Origin of the sequence: Paenibacillus sp. FSL R10-2782 (assembly GCF_038592985.1) — a bacterium.
GTDB classification, from domain to species: domain Bacteria; phylum Bacillota; class Bacilli; order Paenibacillales; family Paenibacillaceae; genus Paenibacillus; species Paenibacillus terrae_C.
Map to the genome: position 1 here is coordinate 1270369 of NZ_CP151951.1, position 19884 is coordinate 1290252.

The following is a 19884-nucleotide window of genomic DNA, read 5'->3' on the forward strand; positions in this document are numbered from 1 at the left end:
CGATGAGCAGAGTGAACATGTTCGATGTCAACTTTGATAATTATGATTTTAACGATCTACTCGAATTTATAGATACTTCTATTGAGCATCAGCGTCATTCCTACATTTTGACCTGTAATGTCGATCATGTGATCAAGCTTCGCAAGGATGATGAATTCCGCAAGGTATATTCCGATGCAGGAGCTGTGGTGGCTGATGGAATGCCAATTATATGGGCGTCCAGGTTGCTGAAAAAACCCCTCAAGCAAAAGGTATCAGGCTCCGATCTGTTCACCCGGCTGGGGGAGGCTTTTGAGGATCGAGGCTATCGCTTGTTTTTTCTGGGGGCGGCGGATGGTATTCCCGAGAAGGCGATGCTCAATCTTCAGGAGTCGTACCCGAACATGAATGTAGTGGGCTGTTACTCTCCTTCCTATGGCTTTGAGAAAAATGAGGAAGAGAACAGACACATTGTCCAATTGCTGCAAGAGGCCCGCCCGGACATCGTTTTTGTCGGCGTAGGCGCACCTAAACAGGAAAAATGGATTTACAGATATTACGAGACATATCGCGCTCCGATTTCGATAGGGGTGGGAGCTACGTTTGATTTTCTGTCGGGAAATGTGAAGCGTGCACCGGAGCTGATGCAGAGGACGGGATTTGAATGGTTTTGGCGGTTGTCTCAAGAGCCTAAACGTTTGTGGAAAAGATACTTGATTGAGGATTCCCAGTTTCTCGTACTGCTGTTTAAGGAAATGTTCAAGCGGAACCGGGTGAAGGGAGGTCAGGGGTGAGAAATATGACTCGGCTGGCAGATCAGCAGGTTTCCGTTTGGTTAGGAAATCGGCGTGGAATTGGCATGATCGGCATGGGAGTGCTGGCTTGTATGCTGCCACTCGCCATCGGATTTGTCAGCGCCAAGATGAATCCCACCATGAGCCAGCAGGGAGCCATATTGCTGGCACTCGTTTTTCCGGCCTTTTTGCTGGCGATTATCCAGTCGCGGATGCTGATTCCGTACACACTGATGGTGTGGGCAGTAGGTCCGGAAATCCGGCGCATTGCAGACTGGCTGGAGGGAACGTATCACTCGGTGTCCTTGTTGAGCTTGGCACCGTTGCTGGTCAGCAGCATGTTGATTATTCCTGTGCTGCGTGGCATTCATCAGGCGGAAAAGCCATTGACCCGAATTGCTGTGTTTTTTGGGATTGAACTAGCCTACGGAAGTGTGGTCGGGTTGTTCAAAAATGGAATCGTTTTTGCCTATGATTTAGCCAACTATGTGATTCCTTTGCTACTGCTGCCTTATCTTGCGATTAAGCCCATGAAAGCGAAGGAGCTGGACCGTCTGCTGTATTCCTATGCTAATATTGCCGTTCTCGTGGCGATTTACGGCATTATTCAGTATTTGACGGTGCCACCTTGGGATGCGTTTTGGATGAATAACGTAGAGATGAATTCCATTGGTATACCAGAGCCACTCCAAATCAGAGTTTTCTCTTCGATGAACTCGCCTGGTCCCTGCGCTATTTTCCTGGCAATGGCGCTTGTACCCATGCTGATGGAAAAACGGTGGCGCGGCACCTTGGGATGGATCGGAGTCCTGCTGACGGTCGTTTGTCTTTTGATCACGCTGGTACGTTCAGCCTGGCTGATTGCATTCGTTATGCTGCTGGCGTATATCCTCACTTCATCCTCCAAGGGAAAGTGGAAAACCTTGTTTCAACTTGCTGTTGTTGGCCTCCTTCTCTACATCATTGTTCCGAAGCTGCCGGGAGCAGAAGGTCTTGTGGCACGCATGCAGACGTTGACGGATATTCAACAGGATCATTCGTACAATGAACGCTTGGATCTGTTGCATACGATGCTTCCGGCCATTGTCGGTAATCCGGTAGGGCAGGGGATCGGGAGTGTCGGAATTGGAACCAAGCTAGATAACGGCGGCGATCTCGGTGAACTTGGGATTATGGATAATGGCTATATTGCCATTTTTCTCACCTTCGGTATTTTCGGAGCATTCTTTTTCTTCGGTGGTCTGTTCGTTATCGTCAAGCGCCTCCTTGTCCGCATTGCCGAGCGAGATTCCAGCCAGCCTTATATCAGACTGGCGTTGGCTACGTGGGCCGGAGCTGTAGCCAGTCTCATATCGGATAACGGTTTTCCCGGTATGCGCGGCTATCTGATCTGGATGATGATCGGAATAGGACTGTGGGCGAAAGATGTTATCGCGGAAAGAAGGTAGAGGCTGTGCAAAACTTACAAACAATATCCGCACCTGTCCGAACACTATGGTCCACGGTCGTTCGCTTTGCCAAAAGCAAGGATAGCAGCTCGGCAGCAGTTAAAACGATGATATTCAGCATGCTGATTCTCGTCGTAAACATGCTGACTGGCGTGCTGACGGCCCGATTCCTGGGTCCTACCGGACGCGGGGAACAGACCGCGATGGTGAACTGGTCCCAATTTCTCGCCTTCTGCATGAGCTTCGGTGTCCCGTCTGCGTTGATTTACAATGCGAAAAGGAACCCAGAGGAAACAGGCAAGCTGTACGGCCTCGCCTTGCTACTGGCGACGATGTTCGGGGGCTTGGCGACACTTATCGGCGTGTTCCTGATTCCATATTGGCTGCGCTCCTTTTCTTCATCGGTCATCCTGTTCGCCCAATGCTCCATGATGATGTGTCCGCTTATCGCGATCTCACAGATTAATAATGCATTGCTTCAGGTCCGGTCGGAATACAAGCAGTACAATTTGTTTCGGTATCTGGTACCGCTGAGTACGCTGCTGGGTCTGACGATCCTAATCCTGACGGGTCAAATGAATCCGTATACCTCAGCCTTGGCCTATTTGCTGCCAGGTTTGCCGATTTATATCGGTGTCACGATTCGAATGGTTCGGCTGTACAAACCGAAGGTGAAGAACAGCTGGACGCAATTCAAAAATCTCTTTACCTACGGCATGGGCTCATACGGCAATGATCTCATGGGGCAGGTTTCTTATTATATCGACCAGATCCTGATTGCAGGTCTGCTCAGACCGGCTGATCTCGGCTTATATGCGGTAGCGGTCAGCCTGGCCCGGATGGTGAATGTATTTTCAACCTCGATTATCGTCGTGCTCTTTCCCAAAGCCTCCGGGTTAAACAAGGAGGATGCGGTTGCAATAACATTCCGGGCATTTCGGGTGACTTCAACAGCAACGATTCTGGCTGCCATGATGCTGATGCTGATTGCTCCGTTCGTATTTACATTGCTATATGGTCAGGAGTTTAAACAAGCGCTTACGGTATTCCGGTTACTGGTGCTTGAGGTTGCTATCAGCGGAGGAACCATGGTGCTGGCACAGCAATTCATGGCGCTGGGTAAGCCCAAGCTGGTTACCATCCTACAGGGTGTCGGATTGGCGCTCGTCATACCATTGCTGTCTATACTCGTTCCGAGATACGGCTTGACGGGTGCAGGGATAGCAATGCTGTCTTCGGGGATTCTACGGTTCGGTTTCATTTTATGTAATGTTAAATTCGTTCTGAAAATGAAAATTCCGAGACTGCTTATTTCCAAACAAGATATTCAATGGCTCCGATCAACGATGTCACACTACATCCGGAAAAAGCCAGTTAACGGTTAGATAAAGAAGGAGGCACCCCCTAATGAACCACATGTCTAGCGTTCCCGCGGACAACCGGATATCCGTAGTTATTATCGCTCAGGATGATGGTACTCGAATCACAGCCGCCATTAAATCCTGCCAGCCCTTTGCGGACGATATCGTCGTCATTGACGGAGGGAGCAAGGACAATACGATTCAGGTAGCTGAATCATTGGGCTGTCGGGTGTTTTCCAACCCATGGCCCGGTTATGCGAAGCAGCGCATGTTTGGTGTTGAAAAAGCCGAGTTTGATTGGATTTTCCTGATTGATACAGACGAGGTGGTAGATGCGGAGCTTCTTGGAAATTTGTTGAAGGTCAAGGAAACGCTCCATGATCCTGCCAAAGCATACTCTGTGTTTCGAATTGGTGATTTTTTGGGCAAATGGATGAACAAAGGCGAGCATTTGGTTCGTCTGTACAATCGGCGTATTTACGGCATTACGAATAGTCTTGTTCATGAAATGCCGGATGTAGCCTCTTCCCAGATCATTAAACTGGAGGGTGTGTTATGGCACTACGGCTTCCGCAGTATCAGTGATCATATGACCCGTTTTAACAAGTATACGGACCTCGAAGCAGAGACGGCCTTTAACAAAGGCAGATCCTTTCGGATTTCCAGGCTGTTGTTGCGACCTCCAGCCCGCTTTGTGCAGAAGTATTTTGTCCAAGGCTTATACCGCAAGGGATTGGCAGGTTTTGCTGTAGCGGTCTTTTGGGTGATGTACGAGTTTCTGGTCTGCTTCAAGCATTATGAGCTGACGAAGCGGCGGAAAAAAATAGAGATTGTGGAAGACGGACAGACCGAGCAGAAAGGAGAAACCAGCTATGTCGTACAATAACGGTTTTCGCATTGCAGCAACAGGGCTTAGCTGGCCGTCCCTGCAGCCCGGCGGATTAAACACGTACTTCAAATCCATCTGTGAGCAACTGGCAGAGCAAAATACGCTGGATGCTTTAATCTGTAGCGATGAGAAGCCGCAAGTACCTGAAAATATCCGAATTCATTCGATTGGCAGCAAGCAGCAATCCATCTGGAAGCGTCGAGAGCTGATGCAAAAATATGCAGCAACGCTGTTCGACAAGCAGCCGATAGATGTGCTGTACTCCCATTTTGCCCCCTATGGTGTCGGACCGGCGCTGGAGGCGAAAAAACGGGGAATTCCGGTAGTCACCACCTTCCACGGCCCATGGACGGAGGAAATGAAAATTGAAGGGCAAGGCCTCAAGCATCTGCTGAAAACAACGTTGGCCAAATCCATTGAAATGAAGGCATATGGCCTGGCGGACAAATTTGTAGTGCTGAGTGAAACCTTTCGGGATATTCTGCATGAGCATTATAAGGTTCCACTCAGCAAAATCCATATCATTCCCGGTGCAGCCAATATAGAGAGGTTCCATCCGGCAGAGGATCGGGGGACGGTGCGGGAACGGCTGAATTTGCCACAGAATGCGACGATTGTGCTGACCGTCCGTCGTCTTGTTAACCGAATGGGACTGCTGCAACTGCTGGAAGCATGGCGGCGGGTAATTGAGCGTCATCCTGATCATCTACTGCTGATTGGAGGGAAGGGACCTCTGATGGAGGAACTGGCTTCCAAGGTGGCAGAATACAATCTTCATAATCATGTAAGATTGCTTGGATATGTATCGGATGAGGAACTTCCCCTGTATCATCAGGCATCGAATATGTTCGTTGTGCCGACACAGGCACTGGAGGGCTTCGGCCTGATTACGGTGGAAGCGATGGCCTCGGGGGTTCCGGTGATGGCGACTCCTGTAGGCGGCAACAGGGAAATTTTAAGTGGATTCCGTCCGGAGCTGTTGTTCCGGGGAACGGACAGCGAAGCCATTGCGGAAGGACTGCTGCGTGTGCTGGATAACCGCGAAGCCCTTCCCAACGCACGGGAATGCAGGGACCATGTCCTGAGCAAATATACGTGGGGACATGTGGTGGAGCAGGTGGAAGATGTGTTCCGGCAGGTCCTTGACAGAAAGGCGGCTGCAAAATGCTGAGAATAGCTTATATTGACCACACGGCAAGATGGAGCGGCGGCGAAGTCGCGTTGTATAACATACTGACGAACATCGGGGAACATATCGATCCGCTGGTGATTTTGGCGGAGGAAGGCGATTTGGCAGATCGTCTTCGGCAGCGCAACATTGATGTACGTATCGTTCCGCTGGATGATTCCATTCGCAATCGGGGACGGAATGCCGTCAATCTGGGTGCGCCTGCGGCAGCCTACCGACTGTTGGCTTATGGGAAAAAGCTTGCGCCTTTGCTGCGCGAGGAAAAGGTCGTGTGTGTTCACACGAACTCACTCAAGTCGGCGTTCTACGGCGCGGTAGCCGCGAAGTCAGCGAAGGTGCCGTTGATCTGGCATATCCGTGACCATATCGGCCCACCGTACCTGAAGCCGATTGTGGCCAAAGGCATTCGGCTGATGTCCCGCTTTTTGCCTAACGGCGTCATTGCCAATTCCAAGTCCACGCTGAGTGCGCTGGAGCTGCCCCCGGACAAAAAGACGCTCGTCGTCTACTCGGCATTTGCCAAAGCGATTACGGCCCGTGATGCGACTGCAAATTCACGTGACGATGACTCGTTTAACGTCGTATTGGTCGGCAGACTGGCAGAGTGGAAGGGACAGCACATTTTACTGGAAGCTGCTCGCTCTTTTTTACCAGATAAGCGTGTGAAATTTTGGCTGGCTGGGGATGCGCTGTTCGGCGAAGAGGAATACAAACGCCGTCTGGAATCCACGATGCGCGAATACGGATTAGACAACGTTAACTTACTTGGACACGTCGATGACATTCAGGGCTTGATGCAGCGCTGTGATCTGCTCATTCACACCTCCATTACACCGGAGCCGTTCGGGCAGGTCATTATTGAGGGCATGGCTGCAGGTCTGCCAGTGATTGCTTCGAATGAGGGTGGACCCAAGGAAACCGTTGTACCGAACGAAACCGGGCTGCTTATTGAACCGGGTGATCCGGCCAAGCTGGAAGAAGCCATCCGCTGGATGCTGGAGCATCCGCAGGAACGTCAGCACATGGGCGATAAAGGGATGGAACGGGTCAGGAAACATTTTGTTATCGAGAACACCGTTAAGGATATAGTTCATTACTATAAGGGTTTGTTGGCAGGAGTCTGACCGACATTCGCGTTAAAGGATGATTCAGATGAAAATAGCGATAGCACACGATTACTTAATCCAAATGGGCGGAGCGGAAAGGGTGGTAGAGGTATTCCACGATATGTATCCGAAGGCTCCAATCTTCACAACGGTGTTCAGCGACGACCGCCTGTCGAACAACTTGAAGGATGCAGATATTAGAGCCACCTGGCTACAGCACATCCCGGGAGTGAAGGCCAATTTCAAAGGAGTGCTGCCGCTGTACCCCATTGCTATCCGTGATTTTGATTTTAGGGATTTCGACATTGTTTTAAGCTCCAGCAGCGCATTTATGAAAAGCATCCAGGTACCTAAGCATACGTTTCACATTTGTTATTGTCACACACCGATGCGGTTTGCCTGGGATTACGATACATATATGGCCCGGCAGTCCAAATCCAACCTGCTCAAAAGCATGCTAAAGCTGTACATGAATCGGTTGAAAACATGGGATGCCAAAACTTCTCGCAATGTAAACCAATTTGTCGCCAACTCTTCGGTCGTCCAACGGAGAATTCTGCACTATTACCAGCGGGAGTCGGATGTCATTTTCCCTCCTGTTAATACATCCCGTTTCCAACGTGCTACAAGCATTGGTGACTATTACCTGATCGTATCCCGGTTAGTGTCCTACAAGCGCGTTGACCTGGCGATTGAAGCATTCAAGCGCAATGGTCTCAAGCTGCGCATTGTCGGTGAAGGACCGGATCGTAAAAGACTGGAGGGCATGGCCTCCCCGAATATTGAGTTTCTTGGCAGACTTGAAGACGAAGAGGTCAACAAGCTGATGGCAGAATGCCGGGCGCTCGTTTTTCCGGGGGAGGAGGACTTCGGTATCACGCCTCTGGAGGCGAATGCAGCTGGGCGGCCTGTTATCGCTTATCAGGGCGGGGGAGCGCTGGATACCATTGTTCCTCATGTGAATGGTGTATTTTTCCGTAGACATCAGGTAGAGGATGTGCTGGAGGCGGTCGCCAAGGTCGAGCAGCATGCATGGGATGTGGACGGTATCATTAGCCATGCACGCAAATTTGATGAAGATACGTTCAAGGATCATTTCAAAAAGTATGTAGAGCAAGCCTATGTGAACTTTCTAAAAGGAGGATGAACGGAATGAAGCTGGCTGTAATCGGTACTGGATACGTTGGGCTCGTCTCGGGCGTGTGTTTTGCACATAAAGGTAATGAGGTGATTTGTGTCGATCTGGAGCAGTACAAAATTGATATGCTGAACCGGGCTGAATCTCCTATTTATGAACCTGGCATAGAGGAATTGATCGCGTTAAATATGGAAGCGGGTCGTTTGGAGTTTACTTCGGATTTGGCCGACGCGGTTCGCCGCTCGGATATCGTTATTTTGGCGGTGGGTACGCCGTCTCTAGCTAACGGTGAAGCGAATTTGTCCTACATTGAGCAGGCGGCTGCTGATGTCGGGAAGGCCATGAACGGGTATAAAATTATTATGACCAAGAGCACGGTGCCTGTCGGAACGAACGAAAAGATCAAGGACGTGCTGGCTCATCATACGAGTTTGTCCTTCGATATTGTATCCGCTCCGGAATTTTTGAGAGAAGGCTCTGCTATCAATGATACTCTCCATCCAGATCGCATCATTATCGGTTTGGACAATACGGGGCTGCGTGAAACGATGGTTACGCTGCATCAGGTGTTCACGGATAAAATTTATGTAACGGATATCCGCAGTGCCGAGATGATCAAATACGCGTCCAACGCATTTCTGGCGACCAAAATTTCGTTTATCAACGAAATCGCCAATATTTGCGAAAAGGTAGGCGCGGATGTTACCTGTGTGGCTGACGGCATGGGGATGGACAAACGAATCGGGTCCTCTTTCCTGCAAGCAGGGATTGGGTACGGTGGCTCTTGCTTCCCGAAAGACACGAATGCGCTCATCCAAATTGCGGGTAATGTGGATTATGAATTTAAGCTGTTAAAATCGGTGGTCGAGGTGAACACGGACCAGCGTTTCATGATCGTATCCAAGCTGCGCGAATCGCTGGGTCAGCTGCACGGCGTGCCGATTGGCATTTGGGGCTTGGCCTTCAAGCCGAATACAGACGATATCCGCGAGGCTCCGGCACTGGAAATCGTTGAAACGCTGATTCAGGCAGGTGCTATTGTGAAGCTGTATGATCCGATTGCAATGGAAAAATTCAAGGAGCGCGTGGATCATCCGAATATTGTATGGTGCTCATCCCCGCAGCAAGCTGCCGAAGGAAGCGACGCGGTCTGCCTGCTGACCGATTGGGAAGAGTTCAAAAACGTCAATCTCGTACAATTGTCTTCCATTCTGCACAAGCCAGTCCTGATTGACGGTCGTAACGTATTTACGGAGGAGCAGATTCAAGGCTCCGGGCTGGAATACTATTCCGTGGGTCGTCCGCGGATGAGTGGGTGGAATCGGGATAAGGTGGAAGCTTAAAAAGTGACGGATATAAAAGTGGAACATTAAAAAGTGACTGTGGTGGTGTTGGAGGCGCTACGCGTGCAGATTGTTCTTCCGATTGCTGTTACCCCCGGATTTTCTTGATTGTATAAAACATTCAAAGGTTAAAATCCGGGGATAAAGGCAAACGCTGACGCTTCTTCAGAACAATTCTGCCCGCTCCGTTGCTTTTACCGCATGGAGTCACGATTTTTAACCTCCCACCTTATGGGGGGAGGTAGGAAGGGCAGATCCGAAGGAGCGGCTCAGTGAAGCCGCTCCTTCGGATCAAAGCCGCGCCGCTCCTGCGGAGCAAGGCTACTGTGAGAATGCGCTATGCTACTCCTGCGGGGCTGTCATGTGTTTACTCTATGCTGCTCCTTCCGAGCAAGGGCGTGGCAGGGCCGACTGATACTTGAAGCCTGCAAGCACGCGAGCGTCTTTACAGGCTGACCGGACATGAATCGTCCGGTTGTGCCTTTTGCAATACACGGTATGATCGGCATGATGCATTTTTGAGTAGCGCAGGGATGGATTTGAATCTGGAGTAGCAACAGCGATCGTAAGATCAAATCCATCCCGTAGCGGGCTCGGGCTACTCAACTTTGCCCCATCCGATCACCCATACATTTAGAGAGGAAGTGGAGAGTTATGAAGCTCGTACTTTTGTCTGGTGGTTCCGGTAAGAGATTATGGCCTTTGTCCAACGATTCCCGTTCCAAACAATTTTTGAAGGTGCTGGAGAGTCCAGAGGGTAATTCGGAATCTATGGTGCAGCGGGTGTGGAGACAACTGGGGGATAACGGCTTGTCCGAATCCTCGTTTATTGCAACAGGGAGAGCGCAGGTTGAAATGATTCAGAGTCAGGTTGGGCAGGATACGCGCATCATTGTTGAGCCGGAGCGAAGAGATACCTTTCCTGCCATTGCGCTGACAGCGACTTATCTATATTCCATCGTTGGAGTTTCGCCCGATGAAATTGTTGCTATATTGCCGGTAGATCCCTATGTAGAGGATGCTTTCTTTGCTACAGTCGCCCAGTTGGAACATACTCTTCAGGAGAGTGAAGGCAAGCTTGCACTAATCGGGGTTGTCCCTTCCTATCCCTCTGAGAAATATGGTTACATTATACCGAAAAATGATGCCACACAAGGTAGCACAGGCTACCGCGAAGTGAGCCATTTTCAAGAGAAACCCGACCGGGAGCAGGCGGAGCGTCTGATGGAACGCAATGCTCTATGGAACTGCGGGGTTTTTGCATTCAAATTGGGTTACTTGCTCGATATCTTGGCATCCAAAGGTTTGCCGCTGAACTATGAAGAAATGCAAAAGCAATATTCTTCTCTGGAAAAAATCAGCTTTGACTATGAGGTAGTCGAGAAGGAGCAGGACATCGTTGTTCTCCCGTATGATGGATTCTGGAAGGATTTAGGTACTTGGAACACCTTAACGGAAGAAATGTCACATCAGCAAGTGGGCAGAGGCGTAGTCACGGAGGATTGCGTCAATACGAGCCTTATCAACGAACTGGATATCCCCGTGGCAATCATTGGAACGAATGATCTGATCGTAGCTGCCAGCCCGGATGGCATCCTTGTGACCAATAAGGCGGAAAGTCCGCGCATCAAGGAAGTGCTCAAGGCTCATAATCAGCGTCCAATGTACGAAGAGCGCCGTTGGGGGCATTATCGGGTAGTGGATTATGTGAAGTATGACGAGGGCAACGAGGTATTGACCAAGCGAATCCGTGTGCTGCAAGGCAAAAATATCAGCTACCAGCTTCATTTCAAACGGAGTGAAATTTGGACCATTATTAGCGGTGAAGCGGAAATTATTTTGAATGAAAAGCTGCATAAGGTGAAGGCTGGTGATGTGGTTCGTATTCCAGAAGGGACGAAGCATAGTATTTTAGCCGTGACTGATGTGGAATTGATCGAGGTACAGACAGGTTCTGAGTTGATCGAAGAGGATATTGTCCGTTTTTGCATGGATTGGGATGAAATTTCCCGTCACAAGTTTATTTCATAAATATTTTGCGAAATCCTGAAAGATGAAAAAAAGACTCATTTATGAAGTTATTTAGCTCAAACTGTCGAAAATACACGAAAATCTGTAAATTCATAAACATGACCTATTAAATTTTGGTAAAAAAAAGTCGATACTTAGGGTAAGAAGGAATCCAAACTCCTTCCACGATAAACGCAGCCCTGTTGAAAGGCAGGTACGCAAAGCTAAAGGGCCTTCCGTGAGGATGGCAGCCTGGCTACCGAAAGGAAGAGCGAGAGTGAGCCCCTATTTTACCCCTGTGTATCGATGGATACGCAGTGTACTCCCCGTTGTTATGCTTTTTTCTTTGTTGCCTGTCGGTTTCGGTGAATCTCTGTCCGTGGCGAATGCTGCCACATTACAGCCTGTTAATTCGGACGCTTCTGCTGAGGCCCGTGAACTATACAGCTATTTGATCAGCATCTCCGGGAAAAAAATGGTCACAGGTCAACATGACTATTTGGAAAGTCCGGATGAATTAAGCAACAAGGTCCAAAAAATCAGTAAGGCGTATGTTGGTGTACATGGCTACGAGATGGGGGCCATCTCCGGTCAGTCCGCCACTACGGAGGCAGCACAACGTAAAAATGTCGTCGATAGCGCCATACGTTGGAGTAGAGATGGCGGCATGGTTACAATGACTTATCATGAACCGCTGCCGGGTAAACCACTGACTTGGGCTAATGTGCAGGCGAAAGTAAGCCAGGCGGAGTTTAATAAATATGTGACGCCGGGTACTGCGCAGTATAATCTTCTCATTGCCGATCTGGATAAGGTCGCTATATCGTTAAAGCAGCTTCGTGATGCAGGAGTTCCAGTATTATGGAGACCTTACCACGAAATGAACGGCGACTGGTTCTGGTGGGGAAATAAAAACAATTTCAATCAGCTATGGGATATCATGTATGACCGTTTTGCAAACACGCATCAACTGAACAATCTGCTGTGGGTATGGAGTCCGAATGCGCCTAATTCGTACACTGTCCCATATACCCCGAAATATCCGGGGGATGACAAAGTGGATATTTTGGCTGTAGACATTTACAACCATGATTTTAAGCAAAGCCATTACGAAGGACTGCTCGGACTGGCACGGAATAAGCCGATTGCCATTGGGGAACATGGTGAGGTACCCAGTCCCGAGGTGATGCAGGCTCAGCCAAAATGGGTGTATTCCATGACCTGGGGCAAGATGCTGACCGAAAATAACACGACGGATCAGATTCAGGATTATATGAATGATTCGACAAGCTTGACGCGGGATGATGTGAAAAAAGGATTAGCTGCGATGAAAGAACCTGACACGGAGCTACCGACCGTACCGGACACGGGGTCAAACGATCCAACTCCGGCTCCGCCAGTGGTAAGTAAACCAACCCCGCCTTCCGTTCCGGATATGGTTTATGCGAACGGGTTGCGGGGTGAATATTTTAACAGTATGGATCTGGACGGCACCACTGTTTTGGTTCGTACAGACAGTATGCTGGATTATAACTGGCGTGCGGCCTCGCCTGATCCCAAGGTGAAGGCTGATCAGTTCTCGGTCCGCTGGACGGGCAAAATCAAGCCGCAATACAGTGAGACCTATACGTTTACCACGATTTCTGATGATGGTATTCGTGTATGGGTAGACGGCAAGCTGGTTATTGATAGCTGGTTCAAACAAAGCTGGACGGAACGCAAGGGCAGCATTACCTTGCAAGCAGGCAAAATGGCAGATTTGAAAGTTGAATATTATGATGAAAAAGGCGACGCAATGGCACGTCTGATGTGGGAAAGTCAGCATGAAGCGAAAGCGGTAATTCCCGGCAACGCTTTGTTTCTTCCTTGATATATACTCTTTCCCCGCCAAAAATTTTGAGGAGAGAGGGTGGAGCACAATGATGAAAAATTGGTTGACCCAAAGGTATATAGTAGTATTGGCCGGGCTGCTAGGGGTCGCAGCTATAGCGCTGATTGCCTGGTTTATTCATACGCCTCCCAAGAGTGAAGAACTTCAGACGATTAAAGTAGCGGCGGCCAGTCCGGTATGGAAGATTGGTCAGCGGGATGACTCTTCAGCAGAATTTAAAGGTATGGTTGGTAAGGACAATGTCAATATTTCGGCGGCCTCCACCGAGTCGTCTGCTAAAGGAGCATCGTCAGCGATGTCCATAGCAGAAAGTACAACGGCTCCGGTATTGCTCAGCAGTGGAGATATTCCTCCCGGTTTAAATGCGTCCATGAATCCTGAACTATCACTCCAGTACAAGCTGGATCAGGTTCCTCCCAACGGGATGATATTCCGTGTACGGATTTTGGATGCGGGTAAAGCCGTTCCCCAAATGGCTGTATTTTCAAATCATCAGTTGTCCGGTATCATTCAGATTGCCGGGGTTTCCGGCACAGGCAGTGCATATAATTTCAAAAACAACTACGAGCTGTATATCCCCAAAGAGCAATTGCAAAGCGGTGTTAACGTACTCAAGCTAAAGACAGCACGCTGCCTATACTGCTCCTCTGCTGAAGATAAAAATGTGTGGTGGACTTGGGATGACTTGAGCTTGGAGACGTTAGCTTCACCTGCGACTGAGCCGATACACGGTAAATATATACTGACCGGAACGAATGTGAACAATAAAGAATTTTATTATGATCAGGGTGCGGTAAAACATTTACCATACGTTCTCAAATGGCTGGGAATTGCATATAGCGGCAATGTCATGAGAGTCACCTGTGCCAGTAATGTGAACAAGGCATGCACAGACGTGGGAGAGTACTACCAAACGTTGAAGCAGTATAATATGCAATCGTCGGCCTTGTATTTATATACGGGCGATATCAAGCTGCAAAAAGACGGTTCCCTGCCGGAGACAGCCAAGCAGAAGTTGCGCGATTATGTAAAAAAATATGGTTCATACCTGCAATATTATGAAGTGGATAATGAACCGGGATTGTTTAACCGCTCGAAAGCGGTCAATCTGGCCGTTGCCAAGTGGCTGAATACGGAAGGTAAGCAATTGGCGCCGCATCTCAAAACGGTAGCGCCGGGCTGGGCCTACTGGCCGACGTATTCGACCAAGGCTTGTAAAAACCAAACCGGAGGTACGCCGAAATGCGGCGATCCGGATGGATGGGAGCGGGACCCGGCACAGCGTAAACAACTGGAGGATGTCACCGACCTGACTAACGGGCACGCCTATGGCGAATCGTATAATGAAGAGGGCGGGGGCAGCTTCGTCCAAAATTTGAAAACCTTCGGCGGTTCGAGCAATGGGCTGGAGAAGAAGATGCTGAATACGGAGTTTGGTACGAACGATACGCATCGGGACAACCCTGATTACGGGGCCAGTCAGCCACAAGCAGCAGCATTCGACCGGATTATGCGTTCGCAGATCGGTTTTGCCGATATGTTTATCCAGCATGCTGCTTTTTATAAGGACTACACGTTGTTTAAAACCGGCTTTGACTTGCAAAATCACAATCCGGCGAATACGGAAATTTATCCGTTCGGACAAGGGCAGGACAGCCGTGTAAACATCATGAGACGCTTGAGTCTGGCTTATGCCACACACGGAAAACCATTGACTTATACGGTCCTGAATCCAGAGGAAACGAAGGATAAGATGGTCTATGTCCGTGCAGTGGATACGTCTAAACTGAAACCGCTGGCTGGCAGTGGGGCCACCTCGGACAAATTGCTGGTGAATCTGGTGAATTTTGAATCCACAGCACAGACGATCCGTGTACGGGTGACGTTGCCGAAAGTCGGTTTGTACACGGGTGAACGCTTCGGAGCTGGCTCTACGTACAGCCAGGCACAGCGTTCCATATCAGGACTCAAGGCTTCGCCTTCCCTTGATTTTGAAGAAAAGCTGGGGCCCGGCGAGTCGGTCCAATACATTCTGGAATTGAAAAGTGCAGATCAGGCCGCAGCTTCGGCCCCTACAGAGGTGAAGGCCGCCTCTGTTCAGGAAGGCGCGGTAAAGATTGATTGGCTTCAGGCAGAAGGCGTATCCGCCTATGATGTGCTGCGTGCGGACGGGACAGACGGGGCGTATCAGGTGATTGCCTCGGAAGTAGCGGGAAGCACGTATACGGACCACACGGTGAAAGCCGGAAGTCACTACGCCTACAAAGTCCGAGCGACTGGGGGCACTCAGGTGTCTCCCGCGGCCGAGGTCGCTTAATCAGGACAGATACAGAGTAGGACCAGAGTCGAAGAATACCTTACATGCAACCGAAAATAGAATGCCTAAGAACCTATCGGGAGAAAGTAGGACCCGACAGGTTCTTTTTTATCTGTAAATGGTTCTGATTTGGCAGTTCATTGCGTATATTTTAGAAAAAAACACGAAAATCCTTTAATTTTCTCGCCATAAGACGACAACATTGCAGGTATGTATTCATATATAATAGTTTTGCTCATAACTATACATACATGGTTTGTGGGGATTCTCTTTCCGGTGACCAAGAATGATAAAGTGAGGTTAGTGCCGAATGAACAAGGAGACAGAATCAGGGATGGACAACCCTCTTGTACGTAACAATGTACGGAAAGCAGACAAACCTGTCGTCCACTTGGACATCCGGGATATTTTGCTTCAATGCGGCATCACGATGCCGCATTGTCTACAGAGCGAAGCTGACGGAACCAAGGGCCGAAAGGATAAGAGCTTGTAAAATATCGGTTGCCGGTACTTCTTAAAAATAGGAGTGAACCGGCTCCCATCCTTCTTTATTTCATCATTCGTTCCATGCGGACAAACGCGATAAAACGCTTGGCTTCTTCCTCAGACAAAGTTCTTCCATCAATGGTCAAATTAAAACGTTGCAGGATATCTTCATCGGACAGCTCCAACTGGTCCACAAATTCCCTCACATCTGAATCCAAAATTGCTGCCGGATGGCTAGTGCGTCCTACCAAGTAATCAATGGACACCCCGAAAATGTCTGCAAGCTTGGTCAGTATCTCAAAATCTGGCTTGCGCCGGTTTTTTTCATAGTGAGAAAGAGCCGCCCGCGTAATTCCGAGAGATTGCGCTAGTTCCTCTTGTTTTAATCCCTTATATTCCCGTAATTCAGCGATGCGGGTGCCATAATTCATCTGATATTCCTCCTGAATGCAAGGTTGAGAAAGAAAAAAAGCGATTTTACACTTGACAAGATACGATTCGTATCATAAATTAGTTATGTAAGATACATAACGTATCTATGTTTTATAGTTTTAACCATATGTTATCGTTTATATACCTTGGGAGGCCACCGATGGTTTGCACTTGTGCTTATTCGCTGGCTAGACCTTCTATGCGCTATTATACAACATTTTACTATAGATTATATGGTCATGCTACGCAGAGGATCAGTACAAGCGTCATTGCATCGAAAACAAGTCAATCAGAGAGGACTGGTCTTGTGCAGTTGAAAGAGTACATCCGTATGATCCGAAAAAGAATATGGTTGATTGGCGGTATCGTATTGTTGGTATGTGCTGTGGTGGGCGTGAAAAATGTATATTTTACCCCTCAGATTTATGAAGCGACAGCGAAGCTTATTATCAACCAGACACCAAGGCCGGATCGAGCAGGTGTCGTCGATTACAGTGTCGTTCAAACGAATATAGCCTTAACGAACTCCTATAAGCAAATTATGATGTCCTCGGCAATTATGGATCAGGTGGTCACCAGCTTCCCCGATCTCAAGGCCACTCCTTCAGCTCTGACGCAAAAACTAAGAGTAAACACCGCAGGTGATTCACAGGTCATGGATTTAACAATCCGTGATTTATCGTATACGAAGGCTGTCAAAACCGTAAATGCGGTAGCCAAAGTATTCAAACGACAAATTCCCTCTATCATGAAAATGGACAACGTCACGATTCTAAGCGAAGCCAGTCTGACTGAACCGGCTGTTCCCGTGAATAGCAATCCCGCTATACAGATGTTCATTGCTTTTTCCGTCTCCTTGTTGCTGGGTATAGGCTTGTCGTTTTTGCTGGAAGTGCTGGACGATACCTTTAAAAATGAAGAGGATGTTGAGAAAGAACTCGGCCTGCCTACCCTATCCCTGATTACGAAAATGAAAAAAGAAGACAGACGCTCCGACGGTTCAGCTACAACTCCCAAACAGGTAGGTGAAGGACAATATGCCGCGATTAATCAATAACCAGCTTGTCACATCCCTACATGCCCAATCTCCTGTTTCGGAGGAGTACCGTATGCTTCGCACGAACATTCAGTTTTCTTCTATAGATGAACCGATTGAGGTTATGATGGTCGCATCAGCTCAGGCGGGTGAAGGCAGGACGGTTACGATCAGCAATTTGGCTGTAACGTATGCGCAAGAGGGGAAGAAGGTGCTGGTCATGGACATGGATTTGCGCCGCTCTTCCTTGCACCACATGTTCGGCTTGCGTAATCATACTGGACTGACGCGGGTCCTTGCCAACCAGCAGCCGTGGCAGGAAATAGTTCAGGAAACCGGGATTGATCATCTGTATGCCATTACAGCTGGACCGACTCCGCCGAATCCGTCCGAAATGCTCAGCTCCCGCAGAATGAAAGCTCTTCTGGCTGAGCTGAAGGAGCGTTATGATGTGATTTTAATGGATACGCCGCCGTTGCTGTCCTTTCCGGATGGCTTCATTATAAGCGCCATGTGTGACGGAGTGATTTTGGTGGTCCAGGCAGGGAAGGTCAAAAAGGATCTCGTCAAGAAAGCGAAAGCCAATTTGGAACGAGTAAAGGCACGTATTTTGGGCGTGGTGCTCAACAACGTGAAACGGTCGAATACTCGTGCGGAGCGCGGCATGGAGGAACGTAACCTGACATGAATAGAAAAAAGGGAAATGAAAGTCAATTAAATTCTTGTAACAATGAATAAATGATACTTATTAATCTGAAGCCAAATCAATTGGAAACTGAGGTGATGAGCTGTGTCTTCCCACTCGAACGAGGCCGAAGCTTTGAGTACATCAGTGGAAGTGTATTCGGCCGCTCATGGGGTTGAACGCCGGCAAGGTTTGAGCGTGTATCCGTTCATAAAGCGAAGTATGGACATCGTGCTGTCGTTCATTGGATTAATCGTGCTATGCCCGGTATTTCTACTCGTGATTTTGCTGATTAAGCTGGAGGATCCGAGAGGAAGCGCGTTATTTTATCAAGTTCGTATTGGTAAAAATGAGCGGCCGTTTCGCATGATCAAATTTCGTTCCATGGTGTCCGATGCTGAGGATAAATTGTCTACGTTGCTGCTGGAAAATGAAATCGAAGGTGCAATGTTCAAAATGCGGGATGATCCACGCATCACCCGTATTGGGCGCTTCCTGCGCAGAACGAGCATTGATGAGCTGCCGCAACTGTTGAATGTATTACGTGGGCAGATGAGTCTGGTAGGACCCAGACCTCCGCTGCCGAGAGAAGTTGATGATTATACGGTTAGGGATAAGCTGCGTCTGACGGTTACGCCAGGCTGTACCGGCCTATGGCAGGTCAGCGGTCGTAATCATCTGAGCTTTAACCAGATGGTAGAGTTAGATCTGGAATACATATCCAGACGTAGTTTACGCACGGATATTATCATCATGCTGAAAACGTTCCGGGTGCTATTGGGCTCCAACGATGCATATTAAATTCACTCCAACAGGAAGGGCAGGGGAAAGCATGGATCTTCATTCCAACATATATGTAGCAGGGCATAACGGACTGGTGGGCTCCGCCATTGTTCGGGCATTGAGCAAAGCAGGCTATCGTAACCTGATCACTCGCACAAGCAGTGAACTGGACCTGCGCAATAAAGAAGCGGTAGACCGTTTTTTTGAAACCGGGTCTATTGATTATGTGTTTCTGGCAGCAGCCAAGGTAGGCGGGATTTTGGCAAATAACGATTACCCAGCCGATTTTATCCGTGACAACCTGCTCATACAGACGAATGTGATAGACGCGTCATACCGGGCGAATGTAAGCAAGCTGCTATTCCTTGGGTCTACCTGTATTTATCCCAAATTTGCCCCGCAGCCATTGCGGGAGGAATATCTGCTCACAGGTGAGCTGGAGCCTACGAATGAAGCCTATGCTATCGCTAAAATCGCCGGGATTAAAATGTGCCAGTCCTACAACCGTCAATATGGAACCCGTTTTATTTCGGTGATGCCTACGAATTTGTACGGTCCAGGCGACAATTTTGATCTCCAGACCTCTCATGTGCTGCCTGCGCTCATCCGCAAGTTTCACGAAGCCAAGCTGAATCAGTCCCCAACGGTAGAAGTATGGGGCTCCGGCACACCGCGCCGTGAATTTCTTCATTCGGATGATTTGGCGGAAGCCTGTCTGTTCCTGATGAATAGCTATGAGGGAAATGAGATTGTGAACATCGGCGTTGGGGAGGATATTTCTATCCGGGAGCTGGCTGAAAGGGTGAAGGAAGTCGTCGGTTATGAGGGGGAAATTACCTTTAACACGTCCGCTCCCGATGGCACACCGCGCAAGCTGGTAGATGTGACCCGAATTTCCGGACTGGGCTGGTCGGCGCGTATTCCATTGGAAGAGGGATTAACGTCTGTCTATCAGGCATTTCAAGGTCTGGATCTGGTTGAACAATAAAAAAACGGT

The 19884-nt window shown here is 48.9% G+C and carries 18 protein-coding genes and 1 riboswitch; of the genes, 16 read left to right on the forward strand and 2 right to left on the reverse strand.

The annotated features are described in order from the left end of the window. Positions 1-2 precede the first annotated feature (2 nt). From NST83_RS05800 to NST83_RS05835, 8 genes are read left to right on the forward strand one after another with little or no spacing between them, the layout of a single operon-like run. Positions 3-773: a WecB/TagA/CpsF family glycosyltransferase gene (locus NST83_RS05800; RefSeq protein WP_342416929.1), complete on the forward strand. Its 771-nt coding sequence runs from the start codon at positions 3-5 to the stop codon at positions 771-773. Positions 774-778: 5 nt separating this feature from the next. Then, positions 779-2221, forward strand: coding sequence for an O-antigen ligase family protein (locus NST83_RS05805; protein WP_342417885.1), 1443 nt, complete (start codon positions 779-781; stop codon positions 2219-2221). Positions 2222-2226: 5 nt separating this feature from the next. Then, positions 2227-3606 (forward strand): oligosaccharide flippase family protein, encoded by a 1380-nt coding sequence (locus NST83_RS05810; RefSeq protein ID WP_342416930.1) that lies wholly within the window; start codon positions 2227-2229, stop codon positions 3604-3606. Between the two features lie 22 nt (positions 3607-3628). Continuing rightward, complete coding sequence (locus NST83_RS05815) at positions 3629-4468, forward strand: glycosyltransferase family 2 protein (protein WP_137061915.1); 840 nt, start codon at positions 3629-3631, stop codon at positions 4466-4468. Then, the gene (locus NST83_RS05820) at positions 4455-5642 is read left to right on the forward strand and encodes a glycosyltransferase family 4 protein (RefSeq protein ID WP_137061916.1); all 1188 of its coding nucleotides are present in this window, start codon (positions 4455-4457) and stop codon (positions 5640-5642) included. Before NST83_RS05815 ends, NST83_RS05820 begins: the two co-directional genes overlap by 14 nt. Further along, positions 5636-6784, forward strand: coding sequence for a glycosyltransferase family 4 protein (locus NST83_RS05825; protein ID WP_342416931.1), 1149 nt, complete (start codon positions 5636-5638; stop codon positions 6782-6784). Before NST83_RS05820 ends, NST83_RS05825 begins: the two co-directional genes overlap by 7 nt. Positions 6785-6812: 28 nt before the next feature. After that, positions 6813-7913, forward strand: coding sequence for a glycosyltransferase (locus NST83_RS05830; protein WP_342416932.1), 1101 nt, complete (start codon positions 6813-6815; stop codon positions 7911-7913). A 5-nt stretch (positions 7914-7918) separates the two neighbouring features. After that, positions 7919-9247, forward strand: a complete 1329-nt coding sequence (locus NST83_RS05835; protein ID WP_342416933.1) for a UDP-glucose/GDP-mannose dehydrogenase family protein — start codon at positions 7919-7921, stop codon at positions 9245-9247. Between the two features lie 372 nt (positions 9248-9619). Here NST83_RS05835 and NST83_RS05840 read toward each other — a convergent pair whose 3' ends face one another. Continuing rightward, complete coding sequence (locus NST83_RS05840) at positions 9620-9853, reverse strand: hypothetical protein (protein WP_342416934.1); 234 nt, start codon at positions 9851-9853, stop codon at positions 9620-9622. Positions 9854-9901: 48 nt separating this feature from the next. On the opposite strand from NST83_RS05840, the gene NST83_RS05845 reads away from it, so the two are divergent. The 4 genes from NST83_RS05845 (at position 9902) to NST83_RS05860 (ending at position 15958) form a co-directional block, all read left to right on the forward strand. Next, on the forward strand, positions 9902-11278 hold the full coding sequence (locus NST83_RS05845; protein ID WP_342416935.1) for a sugar phosphate nucleotidyltransferase: 1377 nt from the start codon (positions 9902-9904) through the stop codon (positions 11276-11278). Positions 11279-11440: 162 nt separating this feature from the next. After that, positions 11441-11521: riboswitch (cyclic di-GMP riboswitch) on the forward strand. After that, the gene (locus tag NST83_RS05850; protein WP_342416936.1) at positions 11502-13127 is read left to right on the forward strand and encodes a glycosyl hydrolase; all 1626 of its coding nucleotides are present in this window, start codon (positions 11502-11504) and stop codon (positions 13125-13127) included. It overlaps the preceding riboswitch by 20 nt. 49 nt (positions 13128-13176) lie before the next feature. Then, positions 13177-15465: a hypothetical protein gene (locus tag NST83_RS05855; protein ID WP_342416937.1), complete on the forward strand. Its 2289-nt coding sequence runs from the start codon at positions 13177-13179 to the stop codon at positions 15463-15465. A 310-nt stretch (positions 15466-15775) separates the two neighbouring features. After that, a complete protein-coding gene (locus tag NST83_RS05860) occupies positions 15776-15958 on the forward strand; it encodes a hypothetical protein (protein ID WP_137061922.1) in 183 nt (60 codons plus the stop codon). Positions 15959-16013: 55 nt separating this feature from the next. On the opposite strand, the gene NST83_RS05865 is transcribed toward NST83_RS05860, so the two are convergent. Beyond that, positions 16014-16382 (reverse strand): helix-turn-helix transcriptional regulator, encoded by a 369-nt coding sequence (locus NST83_RS05865; RefSeq protein ID WP_137061923.1) that lies wholly within the window; start codon positions 16380-16382, stop codon positions 16014-16016. A 200-nt stretch (positions 16383-16582) separates the two neighbouring features. Here NST83_RS05865 and NST83_RS05870 point away from each other — a divergent pair, with 200 nt between their 5' ends. The 4 genes from NST83_RS05870 to NST83_RS05885 all read left to right on the forward strand — a co-directional run bounded on the left by NST83_RS05870 (position 16583) and on the right by NST83_RS05885 (position 19875). After that, the gene (locus NST83_RS05870) at positions 16583-17440 is read left to right on the forward strand and encodes a Wzz/FepE/Etk N-terminal domain-containing protein (RefSeq protein WP_342417886.1); all 858 of its coding nucleotides are present in this window, start codon (positions 16583-16585) and stop codon (positions 17438-17440) included. After that, a complete protein-coding gene (locus tag NST83_RS05875; RefSeq protein WP_342416938.1) occupies positions 17421-18107 on the forward strand; it encodes a CpsD/CapB family tyrosine-protein kinase in 687 nt (228 codons plus the stop codon). Before NST83_RS05870 ends, NST83_RS05875 begins: the two co-directional genes overlap by 20 nt. A gap of 132 nt (positions 18108-18239) precedes the next feature. Then, complete coding sequence (locus tag NST83_RS05880) at positions 18240-18905, forward strand: sugar transferase (protein WP_342416939.1); 666 nt, start codon at positions 18240-18242, stop codon at positions 18903-18905. A 31-nt stretch (positions 18906-18936) separates the two neighbouring features. Then, on the forward strand, positions 18937-19875 hold the full coding sequence (locus tag NST83_RS05885) for a GDP-L-fucose synthase (RefSeq protein WP_342416940.1): 939 nt from the start codon (positions 18937-18939) through the stop codon (positions 19873-19875). Positions 19876-19884: the final 9 nt, after the last annotated feature.